This is a genomic window from Micromonospora sp. NPDC049081 (assembly GCF_040648835.1).
Lineage (GTDB): Bacteria > Actinomycetota > Actinomycetes > Mycobacteriales > Micromonosporaceae > Micromonospora > Micromonospora antibiotica.
In genome coordinates this window covers 1-24,484 of record NZ_JBEZEK010000031.1, presented here as the reverse complement: position 1 = coordinate 24,484, position 24,484 = coordinate 1, and the positions used below count along the sequence as shown (strand labels likewise).

Sequence of the window (24,484 nt, the reverse complement as noted above, 5' to 3'; positions counted from 1 at the left end):
GGAGCGGTCTTCCCCTCGTGGGCGGCTGCCCGGGTCACCGCTGCTCGAAACGGCCAATCGGCCGCACGGCGTGCTCGGCCGCCAGTTTTAGAAGGAGATACACATGGCGCAGGGAACCGTGAAGTGGTTCAACGCTGACAAGGGCTTCGGCTTCATCACCGTCGATGGCGGGGGTGCTGACGTGTTCGTCCACTTCTCGGCGATCCAGTCCAGCGGCTACCGCTCGCTGGAGGAGAACCAGCGGGTGGAGTTCGAGATCGCCCAGGGTCAGAAGGGTCCGCAGGCCGAGCAGGTCCGCCCCCTCTGAGCGAAGCCGGTCGGCTAACGCCAGCCCGGGTGATCCGGCCAGCCGGATCAACGAGAAGCCCCGTGTCCACCTCAGGACGCGGGGCTTTCCGCATCGCGCGGCTGCCCGGGTCAGGGCAGCCGGCGGGCGCGCAGGCCGCGCCGCAGCAGCACCAGCCCGGCCAGCACCAGCAGCACCCCGGCGAAGGCCCAGAACCGTTGGTCGCTCATCAGGCTGCCGTCGAGATAGCCGAGGCCCTGGACGGTCCAGACGGCACCGACCACCACGGCCAGCAGGCCCAGGGTGAGCGTGAGCCACCCTCTCACCGGTCCCCCCTCCCCGGGTCGGAGCCGACCCGGTCACCAGGATGCGGGCCGGGCCGGGCCGATGCGACGACCCGGCCGGCGTGGCTCACCACCGGTCGTGCACCCGGGGGCGGACCAGCTCGTCGTAGACCGACCGGACGGTGTCGAGTTCGGTCGCCGTCAGCGCGGGGGCGTCGGCCGCGGCGGCGTTGCCGCGGGCCTGCTCCGGGTTGCGGGCGCCGGGGATGACCACGGTCACCCCGGGCTGGTCGATGATCCAGCGCAGGGCGAACTGGGCCATCGTGCGTCCGTCGCCGACCAGCGGGGCGAGCCGACGCACCACGGTCAGCCCGAGGTCGAAGTCGACGCCGGAGAAGGTCTCGCCGACGTCGAAGCTCTCCCCGTGCCGGTTGTAGGTGCGGTGGTCGTCGGCGGCGAAGGTGGTGTGCTCGTCGTAGCGGCCGGAGAGCAGGCCGCTGGCCAGTGGCACCCGGGCGATGATCCCGACGCCGGCCGCGGCGGCGGCCGGCAGCACCTCGTCGAGGGGCTTGAGCCGGACCGCGTTCAGGATGATCTGGACGCTGGCCACCCCCGGCCGGGCGATCGCGGTGAGTGCCTGGTCGCAGGTCTCGACGCTGACGCCGTACCCGGCGATGCGCTTCTCGGCGACCAGGGTGTCGAGGCCGTCGAAGACCCGGTCGTCGGCGAAGACCTCGGTCGGCGGGCAGTGCAGCTGCACCAGGTCGAGGGTGTCCACGTCGAGGTTGGCCCGGGACCGGTCGGTCCAGGCCCGGAAGTTGTCCAGGGTGTACGCCTGCGGCGTCTGCTCGACCCGGCGGCCCATCTTGGTGGCGACGGTCAGCCCGTGCCCGGGGTTGTCCCGCAGGAACCGCCCGATCAGCTGTTCGCTGCGGCCGTCGCCGTAGACGTCGGCGGTGTCGAGGAAGGTGACGCCGGACTCCACGGCGGCGTCGAGGACGGCCCGGGCGTCGCTCTCGCTGACCTGTCCCCAGTCCGCGCCGAGCTGCCAGGCCCCGAGACCGACCACACCCACCTGCCGGCCGAGCCGGTCGAAGCTGCGCTGTTCCATGTGGTGAAGCCTAGTGACCAGGTTGCCGGGGCGCAGCGTGGGCCGTACCGTCGCAACAAAACGTACGTACGGTATGGGGGCAGTCATGTGGGACCCGACCAGCTATCTCCGCTACGGCGACGAACGGTCCCGGCCGTTCCACGACCTGCTCGCCCGGGTCGGGGCGGAGCACCCACGCGCCGTCGTCGACCTCGGCTGCGGGCCGGGCACCCTGACCGCGACCCTCGCCCACCGCTGGCCGGCCGCCCGGATCGCCGGCCTCGACTCGTCCCCCGAGATGATCGACCGGGCCCGCACGCTCGACACCACCGTCGACTTCACCGTCGGTGACGTCGCCGACTGGCGGCCCGCCCCCGACGTGGACGTGCTGGTCGCCAACGCGGTGCTCCAGTGGGTGCCCGACCACCCGGCCCTGCTACGCCGCTGGGCCGGCGCACTGCCGCCCGGTGGGTGGCTCGCCTTCCAGGTCCCCGGCAACTTCGCCGGCCCCGCACACCGGGCGCTGCGCGAGGTCGCCGAAGACCCCCGCTGGGCGGCCACCGTCCGGCCGATGCTGCGCGAGGACCCCGTCGACGACCCGATCGGGTACGCCGACGCGCTGACCGCCGCCGGCTGCGCCGTCGACGCCTGGGAAACCACCTACCTGCACCTGCTGCCCGCCGGTGCCGACGCCGAACACCCCGTGCTGAGCTGGCTGGACGGCACCGCCCTGCGCCCCGTGCGGGCGGTGCTCGACGACACCGCCCTGGCCGACTTCCGCGCCACGCTGGCAGCCCGGTTGGCCCACGCGTACCCGGTACGGCAGGGTCAGGTGTACTTCCCGTTCCGTCGGATCTTCGTGGTCGCCCGCACGGGTGCCCGTCAAGAGGAGCAGCAGTGACCGACCTGTCCGCCTTCATCGCCGAACTGCCCAAGGTGGAGCTGCACGTGCACCACGTGGGCTCCGCGTCCCCCCGGATCGTCGCCGAACTGGCCGCCCGGCACGAGGGACGCAGCCCCGTCCCGGCGGACCCGGACGCCCTCGCCGACTACTTCGCGTTCCGCGACTTCGCCCACTTCATCGAGGTCTACCTCAGCGTCGTCGACCTGATCCGCGACCCCGACGACGTCTGGCTGCTCACCCACGAGGTGGCCCGCGAACTGGCCCGCCAGCAGGTCCGCTACGCCGAGCTGACCGTCACCCCCTACTCGCACGTGCGCCGGGGCATCCCCGCACCGGCGTTCTGCGAGGCCATCGAGGACGCCCGCCGCCGCGCCGAGGCCGACTTCGGCATCGCGCTGCGCTGGTGCTTCGACATCCCCGGCGAGGCCGGCCTACCGGCAGCCGAGGAGACCCTGCGGATCAGCCTCGACGAGCGCCCCGACGGGCTGGTCGCCTTCGGCCTCGGCGGCCCCGAGATCGGCGTACCCCGGCCGCAGTTCAAGCCGTACTTCGACCAGGCACGGGCGGCCGGGCTGCACTCGGTCCCGCACGCCGGGGAGACCACCGGCCCGCAGACCGTCTGGGACGCCCTGCGCGAGTTGGGTGCCGAGCGGATCGGCCACGGCATCTCCGCCGCGCAGGACCCGGAGCTGCTCGCCCACCTGGCCGAGCGGCGCATCCCGCTGGAGGTCTGCCCGACCTCCAACGTGCGCACCCGGGCCGTCGCCCGGATCGAGGAGCACCCGCTGCGGCAACTGGTCGACGCGGGGGTACGGGTCACCATCAACTCCGACGACCCGCCGATGTTCGGCACCACCCTCAACGACGAGTACGCGGTCGCCGCCCGACTGCTCGACACCGGACCGGACGGCCTCGCCGCGCTGGCCCGGGAAGCGGTGTCCGCCTCGTTCCTCGACCCGGCCGGCCAGGCCCGCATCATCGCCGAGATCGATGCCTTCGTGGCGGCCCACTGACCCACCACGGGGTCGGGAGAAGTGGTGTACACGCGGCGGGAGCTGGTGTGGGGGACCGTGCCCCCGCCGCGCGTACCGATCCACCGGCCGGTGGGTGTCAGGGGCGACAGGCCGGTGGAACTGATGGGTTCGGACAGATCCTGTCAGCCGGCACGTCCCGCGTCGCCGTCGTTAATCCGGATCTAAGGAAACCTTGCGCCGCAGCACAGTCACGGCCGGCGCGACCCGGCCCGGAGGCGGCGCTCAGTCGTCGGTCGGACGCGGCCGGGGCCAGCGGCGGCCACCCTTCTGCTCGCGTGCCTCGCGTGCCATCCGGCCCACCAGACCGAACCGGTTGACCTGCCGGGGCGTCGCCTGCGGATCGGCCAGCAGCATCACCACACTCGCCCCGCCCAGCCGGGCCCGGTCGAGGCTCACCGAGCCGTTGGCCTGCAACGCCACCCGCCGGGCGATGTCCAGCCCCAGCCCGGTCGAGCCCTGGCCGCTGGCACCACGCCGCAACGCCCGGTCCGGGTTGGCGATGCCCGGCCCCGCGTCGTCGATCCGGATCGCCACGTAACCGTCCCGACGGGAGACGGCCACCTCGAACGCGGTGCCCTGCGGGGTGTAGCGGAAGACGTTGCCGATCACCGCGTCCAGGGCGGCGGCCAGCTCGGCCCGGGGCACCAGCACCGGAATCCGGAACTGGGCGCCGCTGACCCGGTGCGGGCGGTTCTGGTCGCCGGCCAGCGCCGCCCAGAACACCATCCGGTCCCGGACCACCTCGCTGACGTCACACTCGGCCGGCCCGGCCTCGTGCGCGACGGACTTACGGGTCGTCTTGATCAGGACGTCGATCTCGCCCTCCAGGGTGACGATCGCCTGCCGGATCCGCCGGATCGTGCGCCGCCGGTCCAGCTCCGCCGGGCTGAACGAGCCGACGCTGGTGTCGTCGGAGTCCAGCCCCTCGGCGTCCAACCGCAACACCGTCAACGGGGTACGCAGCCGGTGCGACAGGTCCGCCACCAGTTCCCGTTCGTCGGTGCGGGCCGCCACCAGCCGGTCGGCCATCCGGTTGAACGCGTACCCGGCCTCGGCCAGCTCACGGGGACCGCTCGGCTCGACCCGTACCCCCAGGTCACCGTCGCCGACGGCGAGCGCGGCGCGGACCAGCCCCCGGGTGGAGTCGACGGCGCGCGCGGCGACCCGGTCCACCACGACCACCGCCGCGCCGACCAGTGCCACGGCCACCCCGGTGAGCAGCAGCCAGGTGCCACCCGCCCCCTCGTCGAGGACGGCGGCGGGCACGAAGACCTCGACCACGGCGACCCGGCCGTCGAGCACCACCGGGTCGAGCCGCACCAGCCCACCGTCGACGTCGACGACCCGCGACTGCTCCCCGGCGCGGGCCCGCTCCACATCCTCGGCGGAGGCCCGGCCGGCGGGCTGCTCCCCGGCCAGGCCGTGCACCACCGGGCGGGTCGCCGGGTCGTCACCGGTGGCCTCGACCGCGCGGCGGACCGTCGCCGGGGCGGTGCTGACGGCGAGCGCGCCCGTGACCATCGCGCCGCGTCGCGCCGCGTCGGCCAGCGCCTCCTCCCGGACCTCACCGCGCAGGGTCAGCCCGAGCGGAACGAGGAACGCCGACGCGACCAGCGCGCACATGCCGGCCGTCAGGGCGGCCAGCGCCGACCTCAGTCGGGGGCCACCAGCCGGAACCCCACCCCCCGCACGGTGCGCAGGTAGCGCGGCTTCGCCGCGGACTCGCCCATCTTTCGCCGCAGCCAGTACAGGTGCACGTCGATGGTCTGGTCCTCGCCGACCGACGGCTGGCGCCATACCTCCTCCAAGAGCTCCCGCCGGGACACCACCCGGCCAGGTCGTGCGGCCAGGTACGCCAGCAGGTCGAATTCCTTGCGGGTGAGCGCCAGTGGCTCCCCGTCGAGCACCGCACTGCGCTCGCCCACGTCCACCCGCAGGCCGCTGACGGTGTGCACGGCCGGGGCCACCGTCCGGCTGGCCCGGCCGACCCGGCGCAGCACGGTGGTGATCCGGGCGTCCAGATGGGCGCCGGTGAACGGCTTGACCATGTAGTCGTCCGCGCCGGCCCGCAGCAGCCGGACCACCGACTGCTCGTCGTCGCGGGCGGTGGCGATGATGATCGGTACGTCGGTGATGCCGCGCAGCATCCGCAACGCGTCCGAACCGTCCAGGTCGGGCAGGCCCAGGTCGAGCACGACCAGATCGGGGGTCTCGGCGGCGACCCGGCGCAACGCGTCCAGGGCTGTCCCGACCGCGTGCACCGCGTGCCCCCGTTCGCTGAGCGAGCGCAGCATCGCGCCGCGGACGACGTGGTCGTCTTCGACCAGGAGCACGGTGGCCACGTCAGCACCGTACTGCCCGTGGCAAGTCGGGTGCGTTGCGACGGACCCGTGAACCGGGCAAACTGGTACGACGATGCCGTTCACCCTCTTTCCCGACGCACGGCTGGCGCTGGCCCGGGACAGCCTGGCCGGGCTGTCCGTCGGCGACGCCCTCGGTTCCCAGTTCTTCGTCCCGGGCCGGCGGCCCGACGACCTCGCGGCCGGCCGGTTGCCCCCGCCGCCCTGGCAGTGGACCGACGACACCGAGATGGCCTGTTCGGTACTTGCCGAACTCGCCACCCACGGCGACGTCGACCCCGACCGGTTGGCGCTGGCCTTCGCCATCCGGGCCGAGCCCTACCGGGGCTACGGCCCGGGTGCGGTGACGATCCTGCGGTTGATCCGCACCGGCACCCCGTGGCCGGTGGCCGCCGCGTCGGCCTTCGACGGTCAGGGTTCCTGCGGCAACGGCGCCGCGATGCGGGTCGCCCCGCTCGGCGCGTGGTACGCCGACTCGACCACCCGGGCGGCGACCCGGGCCCGCGCCAGCGCCGAGGTCACCCACGCCCATCCGGAGGGGGTGGCGGGCGCGGTGGCGGTGGCCGTCGCCGCCTCACTCGCCGCCCGGACCCGGCTTGAGGGGGAGCACCGTCCCGACGTCACCCGGCTGCTCGCCACCGTCGCCGGGGCCCTCGACCCGAGCACCGAGGTGCACCGGGGGACACGCCGGGCGGCCGGTCTGCTCGGCCGCCCCCTCGACGAAGCGGTCGCGGCCCTGGGTAACGGCTCCCGGGTCACCGCCCAGGACACCGTCGCCTTCACCCTCTGGGTGGTCGCCACCCACCTGGCCGACTACCCGGCCGCCATCCGTGCCTGCGTCGAGGCGGGCGGGGACGTCGACACCACCGCAGCGATCGTCGGCGGGATCATCGGCGGCCACACCGGGGTCGGCACGCCCGGCGGGGTGCCGACCGACTGGGTGGCCGCCCGGGAGGCGCTCCCCGCCTGGCTGGACTGAGACCGCCCGCTCAGCGTGCTGCGGCCCGGTCGGCGCTCAGCGTGCTGCCGGCTGCCCACCGCTCAGCGTGCCGCCAGCCGTTCCGCGCTCAGCGCTCAGCGTGCTGCGGCCCGGTCGGCGCTCTGCGTGCTGCCAGCCCCTCGCCGCTCGGCGGGCCGCCAGCCGTTCCGCGCTCGGCGTGCTGCGGTCCGGTCGGCGCTCTGCGTGCTGCCAGCCCCTCGCCGCTCGGCGGGCCGCCAGCCGTTCCGCGCTCGGCGTGCTGCGGTCCGGTCGGTGCTCAGCGTGCTGCCACCTGCTCGGTGTCGGGGTGGTCGGTCGGGACGTGCCCGTCGAGCCGCCAGCCCCGGTCGGAAGGGGTGCGCCCGGCCGGGGCGCGGTCGGTGTCCGACGTCGGGTCGTCGGCCCCGGCGGGCTCCGTGTCGCCGGCGGGCTCCGTGTCGGCGGCGGCCCGACGGCGGGAGCGGCTCGCCACCCAGCCGATCGCCGCGCCGCCGCCCAACCCGACCAGCAGGCCGCCGCCGAGCAGCAGGTCGGCGCTGGGGCCGCCCCCGCCCTCCGTCCGTGCGGCGGCGTCCGGGGCGGACTGGGCGTCCGTCGCGTCGGCCGCCCCGCCGTGGTGCCCGGGGGCGGCACCGGGGGCGGGTGGCACCAGTGCCAGCGTCGGGGCGGGATGCCCACCCCCCACCGGGTCGGCCCAGCGCACCACCGTGCCGTCGGAGTAGGTCTGCACCACCTCGAAGGTCATCCGGTCGAGCTGCGGCAGCGGCCCCATGGCCACCGAGAGCCGCGCCGGACCCGACACCGCCGGTCCGGCACCCCGGGTCCAGACCACCGCCGAGGTCACCGTGCTCACCGACGGGGCGTGGATCCCGGCGACCGGCGCGTCCAGGTCGCGGGAGGTGATCAGCGGTGCCCAGCCGTCCACCGACAGCGGGTAGACCTCGCCGATCGGGGCGTCCGGCGGGAGCCTGAACTCGATCTTCTCGGTGCGCGCGCCGGGCCGCTCCTCGGGCACCACGAAGGTCAACTCCACCGCGTCGCCCTGCACCGCCTGACCCGGGCTGGACGTCACCCCGTCCGCCGACGCCGCGGTCGGGGCGCCGAACACCCCGGCCGCCACCGCCGCCAGCACCAGCACGCTCCGACGCCGCCGGGCGTCACCACGGGTCGTCGCCATCTTCCGCCCCCATCCGTCTCGCCGTGGCCGACACCGGCTCCGGCCACACCTGGTAGTTCGGACGGCGGGCCGGAAAGGTTCAACGCCGGTGCGGGTCGATACCGCGACCGGGCTTCCTTTCCCGGCGACCGGGGGCGACGGCGGGACCGATAGCATCGAAGCAGCCGGCGCGTCCGGCCCATCCGTGCCGCCTGCCGTTGAGGAGTTCACCGTGTCCGCACCCCGTACCCCCGTCGTGGCCGACCCCGTCGTCGTGGCCGCCGGGACGACGGCGGCCGACGCGGTGGCCGCGGCCGGGCTGCCCGCCGCCGGCCCGAAGGCGGTCGTGGTGGTCCGCGACCCGCAGGGCCAGCTCCGCGACCTGGACTGGACCCCGGCCGAGGACACCACCGTCGAGCCGGTCAGCCTCGACTCGCCGGACGGGCTCAACGTGCTGCGGCACTCCACCGCCCACGTGCTCGCCCAGGCCGTGCAGGACGTCTTCCCCGAGGCCAAGCTGGGCATCGGCCCGCCGATCGAGAACGGCTTCTACTACGACTTCGCCGTCGACAAGCCGTTCCAGCCCGACGACCTGGCCAAGCTGGAAAAGCGGATGCAGGAGATCGTCAAGTCCGGCCAGCGGTTCCGCCGCCGCCGCTTCGACAGCCTGGACGAGGCCCGCACCGAGCTGGCCGCCGAGCCGTTCAAGCTCGAACTGATCGAGGTCAAGGGTGAGGGGCTGGACACCAGCGAGGTGATGGAGGTGGGCGGCGGCGAGCTGACCATCTACGACAACCTCGCCGCCGGTGAGGACAAGGTCTGCTGGTCGGACCTGTGCCGGGGCCCGCACCTGCCGAACACCCGGCTGATCGGCGCGTTCAAGCTGATGCGTTCGGCCGCCGCGTACTGGCGGGGGTCGGAGAAGAACCCGCAGCTCCAGCGGGTGTACGGCACCGCCTGGCCGACCCGCGACGAGCTGAAGGCGTACCTGAAGCTGCTGGAGGAGGCCGCCCGGCGCGACCACCGTAAGCTCGGCGTCGACCTCGACCTGTTCAGCTTCCCCGACGAGTTGGGCTCCGGCCTGGCGGTCTTCCACCCCAAGGGCGGCATCATCCGCCGGGAGATGGAGAACTACTCCCGGATCAAGCACGAGCAGGCCGGCTACTCGTTCGTCAACACCCCGCACATCACCAAGGGCCACCTGTACGAGGTCTCCGGGCACCTCGACTGGTACGCCGACGGGATGTTCCCCCCCATGGAGGTCGAGGGGGCGAACTACTACCTCAAGCCGATGAACTGCCCGATGCACGACCTGATCTTCCGGTCCCGGGGCCGCTCCTACCGGGAGCTGCCGCTGCGGATGTTCGAGTTCGGCACGGTCTACCGGTACGAGAAGTCCGGCGTGGTGCACGGCCTGACCCGCGTCCGGGGCATGACCCAGGACGACGCGCACATCTTCTGCACCGAGGAGCAGATGGCCGGCGAGCTGAAGTCGCTGCTCGCCTTCGTCCTGGAGCTGCTGCGCGACTACGGCCTGGACGACTTCTACCTCGAACTGTCCACCCGTAACCCGGACAAGTCGGTCGGCACCGACGAGAACTGGGTGCGGGCCACCGAGGCGCTGCGCTCGGCCGCCGAGGAATCCGGCCTCACCCTGGTGCCCGACCCGGGCGGCGCGGCGTTCTACGGCCCCAAGATCTCCGTCCAGGCCAAGGACGCCATCGGCCGGACCTGGCAGATGTCCACCATCCAGGTCGACTTCAACCTGCCCGAGCGGTTCGGCCTGGAGTACCAGGCGGCCGACGGCAGCCGGCAGCGGCCGGTGATGATCCACCGGGCGTTGTTCGGGTCGATCGAACGGTTCTTCGGGGTGCTCACCGAGCACTACGCCGGGGCGTTCCCCGCCTGGCTGGCGCCGGTGCAGGTGGTCGGCATCCCGATCCGCGAGGACCACACCGAGTACCTGCACGGCTTCGTCGCGGCGCTGCGCGCCGAAGGCATCCGGGCCCAGGTCGACGCGGGTGACGACCGGATGCAGAAGAAGATCCGCACCGCCCAGCAGCAGAAGATCCCGTTCATGGTGATCGCCGGGGACGACGACGTCGCCGCCGGCACCGTGTCGTTCCGCTACCGCGACGGTTCCCAGCGCAACGGGGTACCGGTCGCCGAGGCGGTCGCCCACGTGCTCGACGTGGTCTCCTCGCGTACCAACTCGGGGCCGTCCGCCGGCAGCTGACCCGGCCCGCCACCGGCCGCGTACCCACGGCCGGTGGCGGTCGGCGCGGGAGATCGTAGGATCGGCGGTGTGACTGGGGCGGAGCGGCACCTCGACGGCGACACGGACCACGGCCCGGCGGACGACGGCCTGGCGGACGGGCTCGACCGGCTCTGGACCCCGCACCGGATGACCTACATCTCCGGGGGGGACCGGCCGGAGGGCGGCTACGAGGAGCCCGCCGGCTGCCCGTTCTGCCTGGCCCCCGGCCTGCCGCCGGAGCGGAGCCTGGTGGTGGCCCGGGGTGAGCACGTCTTCGCGGTGCTCAACCTCTACCCGTACAACCCGGGGCACCTGCTGGTCTGCCCCTACCGGCACGTGGCCGACTACACCGCACTCGACCAGGCCGAGACGGCGGAGCTGGCGGCGTTCACCCAGACCGCGATGCGGGTGGTCCGGCAGGTCAGCAGCGCGCACGGGTTCAACCTGGGGATGAACCAGGGCGGGGTGGCCGGCGCCGGCATCGCCGCCCACCTGCACCAGCACGTGGTGCCCCGGTGGGGTGGGGACATCAACTTCATGCCGGTGATCGGCCGGACGAAGGTGCTCCCGCAACTGCTCTCCGACACCCGCGAGTTGCTCGCCCGCGCCTGGCCGTCCTGAGCGGCGGCCCGGGCTATCCGCGAGTTGCTCGCCCGCGCCTGGCCGTCCTGGCTGGCGGCCCGGGCCACCCGCCACGGCACCCCCCGGGTCCGGCGCGGGCCGGTGGGCCGGGGCCGCGTGACGGCACGTCCGGGTCGGGCGCGGGTCGGTGGACCGGGCCTGCGTGACGGGTGCGGTGGTCGGTGTGCCGACTCCTAGGATGTGATCATGGCGTTGTTGCACCAGGCGGAGATCCGCCCCACGAAACTCGAACTCCTGGCCGGTTGGCTGCCGGGCCGGCGCTGGTATTCCGGGCCGGCGGCCGGTGAGCCGGTCCGGGTGGCCGCCTACCGGTTCGACGACCCCGCCGGTGCCGTCGGTATCGAGACGATCCTGGTACGGGTCGACGCCGGCCCGGTCTACCAGGTCCCGCTGACCTACCGGGACGCGCCGTTGGCCGACGCCGACGAGTGGCTGGTCGGCACCACCCACCACTCGGTGCTCGGCCCCCGCTGGGTCTACGACGGGTGCGGCGACCCGGTCTACGCCGCCGCCCTGGCCGCCGCCATCCTCACCGGCACCGGTCAGGCGCAGGAGTACTTCGAGATCGACGGAGTGCGGGAAGTCCGCGAGCCGTCCATGACGGTGGCCGGCACCGGCAACGTCGGGGCCCCCGTCGTCGGCGCGGTACGCCAGGTGGGCGACGGCGACCCGACCAGCATCGGCACCGACACCGTCGACCTGCTCGTCGCCCGCCGGCTGCCCGGTGCCGGACTGCCCGAAGACGGGCCGGCCGCCGCCACCCTGACCGGCCGTTGGCCTGGGCAGTCGACCCCGGTGCCGCTCGCCCGAGCCCTGCCCCGCTGATCACCCGGCGGGCCCCGGCACCACCGGGTGGGCCGGGTGGGCCGCCGTTGTCCGTTGCCCGTGCCGCCACCGGTGGGTCGCCGTCGTCCGCTGGCCGCGTCGCCACTGGTGGGCCGGGTGGGTCGCCGTCGTCCGGTGCCACCCTGCTCGCCTTCACCGCCCGCGACGGCGTGGGCCGACAGGGGGGGTCGGCGAAGTCCGCGCCGCCATCCGCCGTGCCGTGCCGGCGGTGTCGCTTGTGGTCGATCGGGCACGATGCGTCAGCTTCGTCTCCCCACGCGTCCCGAAGGTGACACGATGCGGCGATGGCAGTGACGACACGGATGTTGGGTCGCAGCGGCATCGAGGTCAGCGCCCTCGGCATGGGCTGCTGGACGATCGGCGGCCCCTGGGCCGAGGGCACCCAACCGCTGGGCTGGGGCGCGGTCGACGACGAGGAGTCGGTGCGGGCCGTCCGCCGCGCGCTCGACCTCGGGGTGACCTTCTTCGACACCGCCGACACGTACGGCGCGGGGCACAGTGAGCGGGTCCTCGGCCGGGCGCTGGCCGGCCGCCGCGACGAGGCGGTGATCGCCACCAAATGGGGGTACACCTTCGACGAACGGTCCCGGCAGGCCACCGGCGAGGACGCCTCCCCGGCGTACCTGCGGCGGGCGGTCGTCGACTCGCTGCGCCGCCTCGACACCGACCGGATCGACCTCTACCAGCTGCATCTGGGTGACCTCCCGCTGCCGCGGGTGGAGGCGCTGGTCGGCACCTGCGAGGAACTGGTCGCCGACGGCCTCGTCCGGGCGTACGGCTGGAGCACCGACCGGGCCGACCGGGCCGCCGGGTTCGCCCAGGCGGCTCCGCACGCCACCGCCATCCAGCACAGCCTGTCGGTGCTGCGCGACGCCCCGGTGATGCTGGCCGCCTGCGACAAGCACGACCTGGCCAGCGTCAACCGGGGGCCGCTCGCGATGGGGTTGCTCACCGGCAAGTACACCAACGGCTCCACGCTGCCCCGCGACGACGTGCGGGGAGTGGCGCCGGGTTGGCTGGAGTGGTTCCGCAGCGGTCGACCCGCACCGGAGTGGCTGCGTCGGGTCACCGCCGTGCGGGGCGCGCTCACCGCCGACGGGCGGACACTGGTCCAGGGCGCGCTGGGTTGGCTCTGGGCGCGCAGCGACCGGACGGTGCCGATCCCCGGTTGCCGTACCGTCGCCCAGGTCGAGGAGAACGCCGCCGCGTTGCGCCTCGGCCCGCTCACCCCGGACCACTTCGCCGAGGTGGAACGGCAACTCGCCGCCCTGCGTACAGCCGCCCTCCGGGACGCCGACCGCCCCCACTGGCCACTACCCCCCGTCCCCGCCGCCCGCCCCTGACCCCTCCAACCTCCGTCCCCCACCCCCGCCACCTCCCACCCCCGTCGATCATGGAGTTGTGGGCCCCGCGTAAGGGACATATGGGGGCTCAACCCCCACCACAACTCCATGATCGACGCGGTGGGGTGGTGGGTGGGGTGAGCGGGGTGGTGGGGTGAGCGGGGTGGGGCGGGTTGGGGGTGTGGGGGTGGGGTGGGTTATTTCGGGGTGGGGGTGGGGGTGTAGTGGGCGAAGGTGCGGCGGAAGGTGCCGGTGCCGGCGGTCAGGGCCCGCAACTGCACGGCGTAACGCAGCAGTTCCTGGGCGGGGACCTCGGCCCGGACCAGGGTGCGGCCCTCGACGTCCGGGTCGACCTCGGTGCCGAGCACCCGGCCCCGCCGGCCGGACAGGTCACCCAGCACCGCACCGACCGAGGAGTCGGCGACCCGGACCACCACCTCGTCGACCGGCTCCAACAGGGTCGGAGCGCCCCGCTCGGCGGCGTCGCGCAGGGCGAGCGCGCCGGCCGCCTGGAACGCGGCATCGGAGGAGTCGACGCTGTGCGCCTTGCCGTCGACCAGGGTCACCCGCACGTCCACCACCGGATGCCCGGCGACCACCCCGCGGGCCAGTTGCGCCCGGACACCCTTCTCCACCGCCGGTACGTAGTGGTGCGGCACCGCCCCGCCGACCACCCGGTCGACGAACTCGACACCCGCCCCCCGGGGCAGCGGCTCCACCTCGATGTCGCAGACGGCGTACTGACCGTGCCCGCCGGACTGCTTGACGTGCCGGCCGTGTCCGGTGGCGGCGGCCGTGAACGTCTCCCGCAACGGCACCCGCACCGGCTCGGTGTCCAGCTCCACCCCGCCGGCCCGGAGCCGGTCGAGCACCACGTCGGCGTGTGCCTCGCCCATGCACCAGAGCACCAGTTGGTGGGTGTCCGGGTTGCGCTCCAGCCGCAGCGTCGGGTCGCCGACGATCAACCGGCCCAGGTTACGGGCCAGGGCGTCCTCGTCGGCCCGGCTCCGGGCGGCCACCGCCACCGGCAGCAGCGGCTCCGGCATCGCCCAGGGCGCGATCAGCAGCGGCTCCCCCTTCGCCGAGACGGTGTCGCCGGTCTCCGCGCTGCCCGCCTTGGTGATCGCGCAGATGTCGCCCGCGACGCACGCGTCCACCTCGCGCAGGGCCGCCCCGAGCGGGCGGTAGACGTGCCCGACCCGCTCGTCGGCGTCGTGGTCGGGGTGGCCGCGCTCGACCAGCCCGTGCCCCGACACGTGCACCGTCTGGTCGGGGCGCAGCGTGCCGGAGAAGACCCGGACCAGGCAGACCCGGCCGACGTGCCGGTCGACGGTGGTCCGGACCACCTCGGCGACCAACGGGCCGTCCGGGTCGCAGTGCAGCGGCGGGCGGGGGGAGCCGTCCACCCCGGTCACCGCCGGGACCTCGCGTTCCAGCGGTGACGGGAAGGCCGACACCAGGGCGTCGAGCAGCACGTCCAGCCCGACGCCGGTGGCCGCGCAGACCGGCGTCACCGGGTGGAAGTGGCCCCGGGCGACCGCCCGCTCCAGGTCGGTGACCAGCACGTCGGTGTCGATCTCCTCGCCGTCGAGGTAGCGGTCCATCAGGGTCTCGTCCTCGCTCTCGGCGATGATCCCCTCGATCAGCTCACCCCGGGACTCGGTGATCGCCGGCAGGTGCTGCGGGTCCGGCTCCCGGACGTCGGCGGGCAGCCCGGCCGAGTAGTCGTGCACCCGCCGGGTGATCAACGCGAGCAGCCCGACGACCGCCTCGCCGTCGTCGCCGAGCATCGGCAGGTGCAGCGGGAGCACGTTGTCTCCGAAGACCCGCTGGCACAGCGCCACCGCCTCGTCGAAGTCGGCGCGCGGGTGGTCCAGCCGGGTGACCGCCACGGCGCGCGGCAGGTCCACGGCGGCGCACTCCTCCCAGAGGGCGGCGGTGGCGGCGTCCATCCCGTCGACGGCGGACACCACGAACAGCGCCGCGTCGGCGGCCCGCAGCCCGGCCCGCAGCTCGCCGACGAAGTCGCCGTACCCGGGGGTGTCCAGGAGGTTGACCGTCACCCCGGCGTGCACCAGCGGGGCGCAGGCGAGGCTTACCGAGCGCTGCTGGCGTACCGCGGCGGGGTCGTGGTCGCAGACGGTGGTGCCGGCGGCGACGGTGCCGGCCCGGTCGATCGTGCCGGTGGCCGCGAGCAGCGCCTCGACCAGGGTCGTCTTGCCGGCGCCGGAGTGTCCGACGAGCACCACGTTGCGTACCCGGTCGGGCGTGGTCACCACCGGCGTGTCACCGGTGACGCCCTGGTCCTGGTTCTTCTGCGCCATCGCGGCGCACCTCCCTGAGCCGGTGGTGGGTGGCGACCGCCGCGCACGACGGGGAGCGGCCCGGTCGGGTGCCGCGGCGATATCCTCCGGTGGCCCGGCGACCGGCGAACGGTCAACGGGCGAGGTGGTGAGCTGGCTCACCTTCCGCCCCGATCCCACACCCGTCGACGGACCCCGCACAAGTCTCGTCGGGCGGGTCGGGCGACCGGCCGTATCGCGCGGCACTGCCGGCCGTTATCGTGGGACCGCCATGGCGAAGATCTTCCAAGTGACGGCCCGCGCGGGGATGACCCGCGTCGTGGAGCCGGTCGCGCGCGGTCTGCTCCGCGCCGGTGTGTCCCCCAACGCGGTCACCGTGGCCGGCACCGTCGGCGTGCTCGTCGGCGCGCTCGGCTTCGGTGCCCGCGGCCAGCTGGTGGCCGGAGCGCTGATCGTGACCTTCTTCGCGCTGACCGACATGCTCGACGGGACGATGGCCCGGATGAGCGGCGGCTCGACCCGGTTCGGCGCGTTCCTCGACTCGTCGATGGACCGGGTCTCCGACAGCGCGGTGTTCGGCGCGGTCGCCTACTGGCTGGCCACCGAGGGCAACCACTCCGGGGTGGCCGCCGCGTTGATCTGCCTGGCCGCCGGAGGGCTGGTCTCCTATGTCAAGGCCCGCGCCGAGGGGTTGGGGATGAGCGGGAACGTGGGCGTCGCGGAACGCACCGAACGGCTGCTGATCGTCGGGGTCGGTGGGCTGCTCACCGGCCTCGGGGTCGGCCCGGCCCTGGAGATCTCGCTCTGGCTGCTCGCCGCCGTGTCGATCTTCACGGTCGGCCAGCGGGTGGCCCACGTTTACCGGCAGGCGCAACTGGCCGGCCCCGAGTGAACCTCACCGAACTCGGCTACGTCGCCGGCTGGCGGCTGGCCCGCGCGCTGCCCCGGCCCGTGGTCGCCGCGGCCTTCCAGGCGGGCGCCGACCGCGCCCACCGCGCCCGAGGCAAGGGCGCCACCCGACTGCGCGCCAACCTGCGCCGGGTGGTCGGCCCCGACCTGCCCGAGACGGAGCTGGACGCACTGGCCAAGCAGGGTATGCGGTCGTACGCCAGGTACTGGATGGAGGCGTTCCGGCTGCCCTCGCGCAGCCGCCAGCAGATCCTCGACGGGTTCCACCTCGGCGGGTCGGAGCTGCTCGTCGCCGACGTGGCGGCCGGCCGGGGCGCGGTGGTGGCGTTGCCGCACGCCGGCAACTGGGACGCCGCCGGTGCCTGGGTGGCCGCCAGCGGCCTGCCGATCACCACGGTCGCCGAGCGGCTCAAGCCGGAGGGCGTCTACAAGCGCTTCCTCGCCTTCCGCGAAGGTCTCGGCATGGAGATCCTGCCCACCCACGGCGGTGCCCGGCCCGCCTTCGACGTGCTGGTGGACCGGCTCGGCGCGGGCACCGTGGTGCCGCTGCTGGCCGACCGGGACCTGTCCGCCCGGGGCATCGAGGTGGACTTCTTCGGCGGCCGTACCCGGATGCCGGCCGGGCCCGCCCTGCTGACCATCCGCACCGGCGCCCCGCTCTACGTGGCGTCGCTGTGGTACGAACCGGACATGCCGCGCGCGCAGTTGGAGGGCCCGCTGCCGGTGCCCGACCCGGACAGCGCACCGTTGGACGAGCGGGTCCGGGTGCTGACCCAGCGGATTGCCGACTGTCTGGCGGCGGGCATCGCCCGTCATCCGCAAGACTGGCACATGTTGCAGCGGATGTGGCTGGACCAGCGGGGCTCCACCGACGGCGGGTCCACCGCGGCGCCGCCCCCGGCCAGCGCCGGTTCGGTCTGAGGGGAGGGGGCGCCAGTGCGGATCGGCATCGTGTGCCCGTACTCCTTCGACGTCCCCGGCGGGGTGCAGAACCACGTCATGGACCTGGCCGAGGCGCTGCTCGGACTGGGGCACGAGGTGAGTGTCCTGGCCCCCGCCGACGAGGAGTCGACGCTGCCGCCGTACGTGGTCTCCGCCGGGCGGGCGGTGCCGCTGCCGTACAACGGTTCGGTGGCCCGGATCGCGTTCGGGCCGGTCTCCACCGCCCGGGTGCGGCGCTGGCTCACCCGGGGCGAGTTCGACGTGCTGCACGTGCACGAGCCGCTCACCCCGAGCCTGTCGATGCTGGCGGTGCTCTCCGCCCGGGGGCCGGTGGTGGCGACCTTCCACACCGCGATGACCCGGTCCCGGGTGCTCGCCGCCGCCCAGGGGGTGCTCCAGATCCTGCTGGAGCGGATCACCGCCCGGATCGCGGTCAGCGCGTTGGCCCGCAAGGTGCAGGTCGAGCACATGGACGGCGGGGCGGTGGAGATCCCCAACGGGGTGGCGGTGGCGAAGTTCGCCGGGGTCGAGCCGTTGCCCGGCTGGCCGGGGGAGTGCGCCACCGGCAGCGGCGGGACGCTGGGTTTCCTCGGCCGGTTCACCGAGGCCCGCAAGGGTTTCCCGATCCTGCGCGACGCCTTCGTCGCGTTGGCCGCCCACCGGCCGGGGCTGCGCCTGCTGGTGGCCGGGCCGGGTGACCCGGACGACCTGTTCGGGCGGTTCCCGGCGGAGCTGCGCGACCAGGTCACGTTCCTCGGTCTGGTCTCCGAGGTCGACAAGGCCCGGATGCTGCGCAGCGTCGACCTCTACGTCGCCCCGAACACCGGCGGCGAATCGTTCGGCATGATCCTCACCGAGGCGCTGGCGGCCGGCGCGACAGTGGTCGCCAGCGACCTGGACGCGTTCCGGCGGGTGCTCGACGGCGGGCGGGCCGGCCGGCTCTTCCCGACCGGTGACCCGGCCGGCCTGCGGACCGTCCTGGCGGAGCTGCTCGACGACCCGGCGCAGCGGGCCGCGTTGAGCGCCTGCGGCGATCAGGTGGTTGCCCACTACGACTGGCCGGTGGTGGCCCGTCGGGTGGTGGAGGTCTACGCGGCGGCCATCGAGGCCACCGACGGTCGGGTCATCGACCAGGAGTGGGCGGGGCTGGGTGGTCCGCGGTGACCCCGACGGTGCCGCAGCTGTGGGCGGTGTCGGTCGCCGTGGTCGTCGTCGCCCTGGTCGTGGTCTACCTGGTCTGGACGGCGGGCCGGGTCGAGCGGTTGCAGACCCGGGCTGAGTCGGCGGCCCGCGCGCTCGACGCCCATCTGCTGCGCCGGGCCGCCGCCGCCGCGGTGCTGGCCGAGCAGCGCCACGGCGTGGAGCTGTACGCGGCGGCGCGGATCGCCCTGGACGCCGTCCCCGAGGAGCGGGAGGCGGCGGAGAACGACCTCACCCGGCAACTGCGGGCGGCCCGGCTGGACCCGGCCGATCCCTCCTGCGGGGCGGTGATCGCGGCGAGCCGGCGGCTGGCGCTGTCCCGGCAGGTGCACACCGACCTGGTGCGGGACGCGCGTAGCGCGCGGAGCCGACCGCTGGTGCGGATGTGCCGGATGGGCCGCCGCCACCCCTGGCCGCGGTATTTCGACATCGACGACCCCACCCTGGCCCTGCCCGCCGACGTCCCGGCGGGCTGACCGGGGCTGCCGACCGGTGGCTGCCCGACGGTGCGGCCCCGGGTTGCGGCGGCGGCCCCGGGTCGCGGCGGCGGCCCCTTTCGCGGTGGCGGCCCCGGGTCGCGGTGGCGGGGCCGGGTCTCGGCGGCGGCTCGGGTGGCGGGGCCGGGTCACCGGGGCGGGCGGCACCGGCCCGGGTCGAGCCGGGGTGACGGGGGCCACAGGGCAGGCCACCGTGGGGCCGATTGGCTGTCGGAGCGGCGTCCGGGGCGTCATAGCATCAGCCGGAGTCAGCCCCCGAGCACGTCCGAGGAGTGATGGACCATGTCCGAAACGACGTCCCCGAGCGCCGATGCCCCCCAGGTCCGGGGCACCGCCCGCGTCAAGCGCGGCATGGCCGAGATGCTCAAGGGCGGCGTGATCATGGATGTGGTCACCGCCGAGCAGGCCAGGATCGCCGAGGACGCCGGTGCGGTCGCCGTCATGGCGCTGGAGCGGGTGCCGGCCGATATCCGCGCCCAGGGTGGCGTGTCCCGGATGAGCGACCCGGACATGATCGACGGCATCATCGCGGCCGTGTCCATCCCGGTGATGGCCAAGGCCAGGATCGGTCACTTCGTCGAGGCGCAGGTCCTGCAGTCCCTCGGCGTCGACTACGTCGACGAGTCCGAGGTGCTCACCCCGGCCGACTACGCCAACCACATCGACAAGTGGGCGTTCACCGTCCCGTTCGTGTGCGGCGCGACCAACCTGGGTGAGGCGTTGCGCCGGATCACCGAGGGCGCGGCCATGATCCGCTCCAAGGGCGAGGCGGGCACCGGGGACGTCTCCAACGCCACCATGCACATGCGGCGGATCCGGCAGGAGATCGCCCGGCTCAGCTCCCTGCCGGCCGACGAGCTGTTCGTCGCGGCCAAGGAGTTGCAGGCCCCGTACGACCTGGTCAAGGAGGTCGCCGAGACGGGCAAGCTGCCGGTGGTGCTGTTCACCGCCGGGGGCATCGCCACCCCGGCCGACGCCGCGATGATGATGCAGCTCGGCGCGGAGGGCGTCTTCGTCGGTTCCGGCATCTTCAAGTCCGGCAACCCGGCGCAGCGGGCCGCCGCGATCGTCAAGGCGACCACCTTCCACGACGACCCGGACGTGCTGGCGAAGGTGTCCCGGGGCCTGGGTGAGGCGATGGTCGGCATCAACGTCGACGAGATCCCCCAGCCGCACCGGTTGGCCGAGCGCGGTTGGTGAGGCGGGGGTCGGGGCCGCTGCCGGTGGTGCGGGAGGAGGGGACGTGGGTGGACCGGTGATCGGGGTGCTCGCCCTCCAGGGTGACGTCCGTGAGCATGTTTCCGCCCTCGCCGGGGTCGGTGCGGAGGCCCGTGCGGTGCGCCGGCCGGCCGAGCTGGACGCGGTCGACGGGCTGGTGATCCCGGGTGGGGAGTCCACCACCATGAGCCGGCTGGTGGACATCTTCGGGCTGCGCGCGCCGATCGACGAGCGGATCGCCGCCGGGATGCCGGTCTACGGGTCCTGCGCCGGGATGATCATGTTGGCCACCGAGGTGCTGGACGGCCGTCCCGACCAGCGGGGCTTCGCCGGCATCGCGATGACGGTGCGACGCAACGCGTTCGGTCGGCAGGTCGACTCGTTCGAGGCGCCGGTGGAGATCACCGGGATCGACGGCGGGCCGTTCCACGCCGTGTTCATCCGCGCCCCCTGGGTCGAGCGGGTCGATGCCGACGTCGAGGTGCTGGGCCGGGTCACCGGGGGTCCGGCCGTCGACCGCATCGTCGCCGTCCGCCGGGGCAACCTGGTGGCGACGTCGTTCCATCCGGAGTTGACCGGGGACCTGCGTCTGCACCGTTACTTCGCCGACCTGGTCGGGGCCGCCCACTGAGCCGCCCATCTCCCGGCGAAAGGGGCAATTCCTGCGCGGGTTGGTGGCGGTGCCGCGCCGGGTGTGACGGCGGGGTGGGTGCTCTCGGTAGGATTGCCGCGGTTCGGCGCGGGCACTGCCCGTCGCAGCCCTCCAACGCGGCCGGTGCTGGCCCGGAGTCGGCGCGGCCAGCCGACGCGAGGCGTGAGTCAACAGACGGAGGTACGAGATGTCCGGCCACTCTAAATGGGCGACCACCAAGCACAAGAAGGCCGTCATCGACGCCAAGCGCGGCAAGATGTTCGCCAAGCTGATCAAGAACGTCGAGGTGGCGGCCCGCACCGGCGGCGGTGACCCGGCCGGTAACCCCACCCTCTTCGACGCCATCCAGAAGGCCAAGAAGAGTTCGGTCCCGAACGACAACATCGACCGTGCGGTCAAGCGCGGCTCCGGCCTGGAGGCCGGCGGCGCCGACTGGCAGACCATCATGTACGAGGGCTACGGCCCGAGCGGCGTGGCCATGCTGATCGAGTGCCTGACCGACAACCGCAACCGGGCCGCCACCGAGGTCCGCACGGCGTTGACCCGTAACGGTGGTTCGCTCGCCGACGCCGGCTCGGTGTCGTACATGTTCTCCCGCAAGGGCGTGGTGATCGTCCCCAAGGCCGACACCACCGAGGACGACGTGATGATGGCGGTCCTCGATGCCGGGGCCGAGGAGGTCAACGACCTCGGTGAGGCGTACGAGGTGCTCTCCGAGCCGACCGACCTGATCGCGGTCCGCACCGCCCTGCAGGAGTCCGGGATCGAGTACGAGTCGGCCGAGTCCGCCCTGATCCCCAGCGTCAACGTGCCGCTGGACGAGGACGGCGCACGCAAGATCTTCAAGCTGATCGACGTGCTGGAGGACTGCGACGACGTGCAGAACGTCTACGCCAACTTCGACGTCTCGGACGACGTGATGGCGGCGGTGGACGCCTGACGGTCGTGCCGGCACACCGGTTCCCGCCGGGCGACGTGGTCGTCCGGCGGGAGATCCTGCGTGGTGAGGTCTGGTTCGGCTGCCCCACCATCTGCGTGGCGGACACCGACGACCTGTTGGCGCTCTATCTGCCGCCGGGTGCCGAGTTCGGCTTCCCGGAGCACGGCGAATTCCCCTGCGGTCGGCACCCGTGGCAGACGGCGGGGCACACCGCGTGGTCCGGGCACGGCAAGCTGATGCTGCACCGCCCGGGCGAGGCGCACTCGGTCGACGTCTTCTGGACCGGTCCGGACCGCACCTTCGCTGGCTGGTACTTCAACCTCCAGGACCCGCTGCGGCGTACCCCGATCGGGGTGGACACCCTCGACCACGAGCTGGACCTGTGGTGGGCGGCGGACGCCGACCGGTACGTCTTCAAGGACGTGGAGCTGTTCGCCCAGCGCCTCGTCGAGGGGCGTTACCCGGGCATGGCGCAGGCGATCCGGGCCGAGGGGGACCGGATCGCCGCGCTGCTCGACGCGGGGCAGCGGTGGTGGGACGAGGGCTGGGCGCACTGGCGGCCGGAGCCGTCCTGGCCGGTGCCGCAGCTGCCGCCCGGCTGGGCTGCCGTGCCGTGCTGACCTGACCCGCCCCCGCTAAACCCGGCACTCCCGGACCGTGCGACGGGCCCGGCGTGGGTACGCCGGGCCCGTCGGGTGCTGGTCCGTTCAGCGCGTCTGGCGGCGTGTCTTCACGGCGCTGTCGATCAGCCCCCAGACCACCACCCCGGCGGCGCTCAGCGCGATGACGACCCCGAGGGTGTCCCGGTTGTCCTGGTCGGCGAGCCAGCTCAGCCGGTCGGCCAGGGCCGGGTTGAGCAGCCGGTCGGAGAGCGCCAGCCACGCCACCGGCACCGCGAACGCCACGTCGAGCAGGCCCTTCACCCCGAACAGCGGCCAGGTCCAGCGTCCGGTCCGGTACTTGACGATTTCGAACACCACGCTGGCGGCCAGTACCACGATCAGCGCCGGCAGCCAGAACGACCACAGCGCCGGGTCGAGGATCGGGATGTTGCCGCCGTCGGTGTCGTGCACCCACGACTGGTAGTGCTGGAAGGGTAGGTATCCGATGGTCAGCGCCAGCATGGCCACCGAGGCGACGGTGTCGGCGAGGGAGACGTCCCGGTGGGTGGGGACGTCGGGGAGCTGGTCGACGGTCCAGCCGGGCATCGTGGTGCCGGGTTGGGCGCGTTCGATGATGGCGAAGGTCAGGGTGAGCCAGAAGGTGATCTGCACGCCCACCTGCATGGCGACGACGATCCCCCGGCCGATCGCGCCGAAGCCGTTGCCCTGTGCCACCTCGACGACCACGACGACCGTGCCGACGATCGCCGGGATGAAGCTGAGCAGCAGTTTGAGCAGTCGGAGCCAGACGAGGTAGTAGGTCGGGCCGATGAGCTGGAGCCGGCGGTCGGTGTACCGGGAGGCCAGCAGGTCCGGGTTGCCCAGTTCGGTGAGCACCTCCCGCTCGGCGGTGGCGGTGTGCTGGCCGCCGCCGGTGCGGTCCTCGATCATGTCCTCGATCGAGGCGCGCAACTCGGTGGCGATCTCGTCCCGACGCTCGGCGGGCACCGAGCGCAGCGTCGCCGCGAGGTAGCGGTCGGTCAGGGTGTTCATCGGTCGGCTCCTTCGATCAGCCCGGTCACGGAGGTCTGTACGGCGGCGAGGTCGTCGAGCAGGCGGGCCAGGACCGTCTCCCCGTCGGCGCTGGTGCGGTAGAACTTGCGCGGCCGGCTCTCCTGGGTGTTCCACTCGCTGGTCAGCAGCCCCTGCTCCTCCAGTCGTCGGAGCAGGGGATAGAGGGTGTTGGCGTCGACCGGGAAGCCGTGCCCGGTGAGGCGTTGCAGCAGCGCGTAGCCGTAGCCGGGTTGGCGCAGGGCCAGCAGGCTGGCCACCACCACCGTGCCGCGACGCAGCTCCTGGAGATGGGTCCGCAGGACCTCTTCGTTGACCATGTGTCACACCATACTGTGTGGCACACACTAATGTCGAGCACGACAGCAATGTTGGCGATGCCACCACGCGAACCGGGGCGTCGGGGAGAGCCCCCGACGCCCCGGCCCGGACCGGCGGTCAGCAGGAGTGGCCCTGGCGGAAGGCCCGCTCGACGTGATCCGCCAGCCCGACCTGGAAGTAGCCGACACCCGACCGGATCGGGTGCCCGGTGAACAGCTCGACCCGGTTGCCGAACCGCACCAGGTAGGCCGTGGCGTCCCCGGCGTCGTTGTGGATCAGCGCGCCCCGCGGACCGTAGATCTGCTCCAGTTCGGCCCAGGACATGCCCACCGACGCCCCGGACGGTGAGCGGGGCGGTGCGGTGGCCGTGCCCACCTCGACCAGCCGCCCGTTGCGGAAGGCCACCATGATCACGCCGGCCCACTCACCGGTGACGCCGGCCGTGACCACGCCCTCGCAGTCGAGGGCCGTCCAGTCGATCAGTCCGGCCGAGGTGAGCCGGGTCAGTGACGCCCCGATCCGGAACGGTCCCGCCCCCCGGACGCTGAGCAGGTCGGTGCTGCCGGCCGGGCGGTCCGGCGAGAGGGCCACGGTGGTGGGGGGGGGGGGGGGGCGGGGGCGCGCCCGCGCCCCCGCCGCCCCCCCCCG

The 24,484-nt window shown here is 73.7% G+C and carries 25 protein-coding genes; 16 read left to right on the top strand and 9 right to left on the bottom strand.

Annotated features, from left to right (window positions below; all coding sequences use genetic code 11):
- Positions 1–103 precede the first annotated feature (103 nt).
- Complete coding sequence (locus AB0B63_RS28875) at positions 104–307, top strand: cold-shock protein (RefSeq protein ID WP_067306996.1); 204 nt, start codon at positions 104–106, stop codon at positions 305–307.
- A 110-nt stretch (positions 308–417) separates the two neighbouring features.
- Here the strand turns inward: AB0B63_RS28875 and AB0B63_RS28870 are convergent, their stop codons facing one another.
- On the bottom strand, positions 418–612 hold the full coding sequence (locus AB0B63_RS28870; RefSeq protein WP_357024404.1) for a hypothetical protein: 195 nt from the start codon (positions 610–612) through the stop codon (positions 418–420).
- Between the two features lie 85 nt (positions 613–697).
- Entirely contained in the window at positions 698–1,681 is a 984-nt protein-coding gene (locus AB0B63_RS28865) for an aldo/keto reductase (protein WP_208569422.1), read from the bottom strand.
- Between the two features lie 85 nt (positions 1,682–1,766).
- Between AB0B63_RS28865 and AB0B63_RS28860 the strand changes: the two genes are divergently transcribed.
- Both AB0B63_RS28860 and AB0B63_RS28855 read left to right on the top strand, forming a co-directional pair.
- On the top strand, positions 1,767–2,561 hold the full coding sequence (locus AB0B63_RS28860) for a trans-aconitate 2-methyltransferase (RefSeq protein WP_357024400.1): 795 nt from the start codon (positions 1,767–1,769) through the stop codon (positions 2,559–2,561).
- On the top strand, positions 2,558–3,577 hold the full coding sequence (locus tag AB0B63_RS28855) for an adenosine deaminase (protein WP_357024397.1): 1,020 nt from the start codon (positions 2,558–2,560) through the stop codon (positions 3,575–3,577). Before AB0B63_RS28860 ends, AB0B63_RS28855 begins: the two co-directional genes overlap by 4 nt.
- A 243-nt stretch (positions 3,578–3,820) precedes the next feature.
- On the opposite strand, the gene AB0B63_RS28850 is transcribed toward AB0B63_RS28855, so the two are convergent.
- Positions 3,821–5,221, bottom strand: coding sequence for a HAMP domain-containing sensor histidine kinase (locus AB0B63_RS28850; RefSeq protein ID WP_208569425.1), 1,401 nt, complete (start codon positions 5,219–5,221; stop codon positions 3,821–3,823).
- A gap of 29 nt (positions 5,222–5,250) precedes the next feature.
- Positions 5,251–5,940, bottom strand: a complete 690-nt coding sequence (locus AB0B63_RS28845) for a response regulator transcription factor (protein ID WP_204961325.1) — start codon at positions 5,938–5,940, stop codon at positions 5,251–5,253.
- 73 nt (positions 5,941–6,013) lie between these two features.
- Between AB0B63_RS28845 and AB0B63_RS28840 the strand changes: the two genes are divergently transcribed.
- Positions 6,014–6,937: an ADP-ribosylglycohydrolase family protein gene (locus AB0B63_RS28840; RefSeq protein ID WP_357024393.1), complete on the top strand. Its 924-nt coding sequence runs from the start codon at positions 6,014–6,016 to the stop codon at positions 6,935–6,937.
- A 277-nt stretch (positions 6,938–7,214) separates the two neighbouring features.
- Here AB0B63_RS28840 and AB0B63_RS28835 read toward each other — a convergent pair whose 3' ends face one another.
- Entirely contained in the window at positions 7,215–8,114 is a 900-nt protein-coding gene (locus tag AB0B63_RS28835) for a DUF1775 domain-containing protein (protein ID WP_357024390.1), read from the bottom strand.
- A gap of 211 nt (positions 8,115–8,325) precedes the next feature.
- On the opposite strand from AB0B63_RS28835, the gene thrS reads away from it, so the two are divergent.
- The 4 genes from thrS to AB0B63_RS28815 all read left to right on the top strand — a co-directional run bounded on the left by thrS (position 8,326) and on the right by AB0B63_RS28815 (position 13,181).
- Complete coding sequence (gene thrS, locus AB0B63_RS28830; protein ID WP_208569428.1) at positions 8,326–10,329, top strand: threonine--tRNA ligase; 2,004 nt, start codon at positions 8,326–8,328, stop codon at positions 10,327–10,329.
- Positions 10,330–10,458: 129 nt separating this feature from the next.
- Entirely contained in the window at positions 10,459–10,971 is a 513-nt protein-coding gene (locus AB0B63_RS28825; RefSeq protein WP_357024486.1) for an HIT domain-containing protein, read from the top strand.
- 207 nt (positions 10,972–11,178) lie between these two features.
- Positions 11,179–11,817, top strand: a complete 639-nt coding sequence (locus AB0B63_RS28820) for a hypothetical protein (RefSeq protein WP_357024386.1) — start codon at positions 11,179–11,181, stop codon at positions 11,815–11,817.
- A gap of 305 nt (positions 11,818–12,122) precedes the next feature.
- The gene (locus AB0B63_RS28815) at positions 12,123–13,181 is read left to right on the top strand and encodes an aldo/keto reductase (RefSeq protein WP_208569430.1); all 1,059 of its coding nucleotides are present in this window, start codon (positions 12,123–12,125) and stop codon (positions 13,179–13,181) included.
- Positions 13,182–13,378: 197 nt separating this feature from the next.
- Here AB0B63_RS28815 and AB0B63_RS28810 read toward each other — a convergent pair whose 3' ends face one another.
- On the bottom strand, positions 13,379–15,505 hold the full coding sequence (locus AB0B63_RS28810) for an elongation factor G-like protein EF-G2 (protein WP_357024383.1): 2,127 nt from the start codon (positions 15,503–15,505) through the stop codon (positions 13,379–13,381).
- Between the two features lie 250 nt (positions 15,506–15,755).
- On the opposite strand from AB0B63_RS28810, the gene pgsA reads away from it, so the two are divergent.
- The 8 genes from pgsA (at position 15,756) to AB0B63_RS28770 (ending at position 22,462) form a co-directional block, all read left to right on the top strand.
- Positions 15,756–16,376: a phosphatidylinositol phosphate synthase gene (gene pgsA / locus AB0B63_RS28805; protein WP_219469589.1), complete on the top strand. Its 621-nt coding sequence runs from the start codon at positions 15,756–15,758 to the stop codon at positions 16,374–16,376.
- Positions 16,373–17,314: a phosphatidylinositol mannoside acyltransferase gene (locus AB0B63_RS28800; RefSeq protein ID WP_208569433.1), complete on the top strand. Its 942-nt coding sequence runs from the start codon at positions 16,373–16,375 to the stop codon at positions 17,312–17,314. Before pgsA ends, AB0B63_RS28800 begins: the two co-directional genes overlap by 4 nt.
- A gap of 15 nt (positions 17,315–17,329) precedes the next feature.
- Positions 17,330–18,499, top strand: coding sequence for a glycosyltransferase family 4 protein (locus AB0B63_RS28795; protein ID WP_357024380.1), 1,170 nt, complete (start codon positions 17,330–17,332; stop codon positions 18,497–18,499).
- 8 nt (positions 18,500–18,507) lie between these two features.
- On the top strand, positions 18,508–19,011 hold the full coding sequence (locus tag AB0B63_RS28790; protein WP_357024483.1) for a hypothetical protein: 504 nt from the start codon (positions 18,508–18,510) through the stop codon (positions 19,009–19,011).
- 303 nt (positions 19,012–19,314) lie between these two features.
- Positions 19,315–20,232 carry a pyridoxal 5'-phosphate synthase lyase subunit PdxS gene (gene pdxS, locus AB0B63_RS28785; RefSeq protein WP_208569435.1) on the top strand — a complete coding sequence of 306 codons (918 nt, stop codon included), beginning with the start codon at positions 19,315–19,317 and terminating at the stop codon, positions 20,230–20,232.
- A gap of 43 nt (positions 20,233–20,275) precedes the next feature.
- Complete coding sequence (gene pdxT, locus AB0B63_RS28780; RefSeq protein ID WP_208569436.1) at positions 20,276–20,881, top strand: pyridoxal 5'-phosphate synthase glutaminase subunit PdxT; 606 nt, start codon at positions 20,276–20,278, stop codon at positions 20,879–20,881.
- A 208-nt stretch (positions 20,882–21,089) separates the two neighbouring features.
- Entirely contained in the window at positions 21,090–21,842 is a 753-nt protein-coding gene (locus AB0B63_RS28775; RefSeq protein WP_357024375.1) for a YebC/PmpR family DNA-binding transcriptional regulator, read from the top strand.
- Between the two features lie 5 nt (positions 21,843–21,847).
- Positions 21,848–22,462 carry a DUF402 domain-containing protein gene (locus AB0B63_RS28770; RefSeq protein WP_307799648.1) on the top strand — a complete coding sequence of 205 codons (615 nt, stop codon included), beginning with the start codon at positions 21,848–21,850 and terminating at the stop codon, positions 22,460–22,462.
- 87 nt (positions 22,463–22,549) lie between these two features.
- On the opposite strand, the gene AB0B63_RS28765 is transcribed toward AB0B63_RS28770, so the two are convergent.
- From AB0B63_RS28765 to AB0B63_RS28755, 3 genes are all read right to left on the bottom strand, one after another.
- Positions 22,550–23,497, bottom strand: a complete 948-nt coding sequence (locus AB0B63_RS28765; RefSeq protein ID WP_357024371.1) for a permease prefix domain 1-containing protein — start codon at positions 23,495–23,497, stop codon at positions 22,550–22,552.
- The gene (locus AB0B63_RS28760; protein WP_208569439.1) at positions 23,494–23,835 is read right to left on the bottom strand and encodes a PadR family transcriptional regulator; all 342 of its coding nucleotides are present in this window, start codon (positions 23,833–23,835) and stop codon (positions 23,494–23,496) included. The genes AB0B63_RS28765 and AB0B63_RS28760 overlap by 4 nt, the downstream gene beginning before the upstream one ends.
- Positions 23,836–23,953: 118 nt before the next feature.
- Positions 23,954–24,427 carry a hypothetical protein gene (locus AB0B63_RS28755; protein WP_357024367.1) on the bottom strand — a complete coding sequence of 158 codons (474 nt, stop codon included), beginning with the start codon at positions 24,425–24,427 and terminating at the stop codon, positions 23,954–23,956.
- Positions 24,428–24,484: the final 57 nt, after the last annotated feature.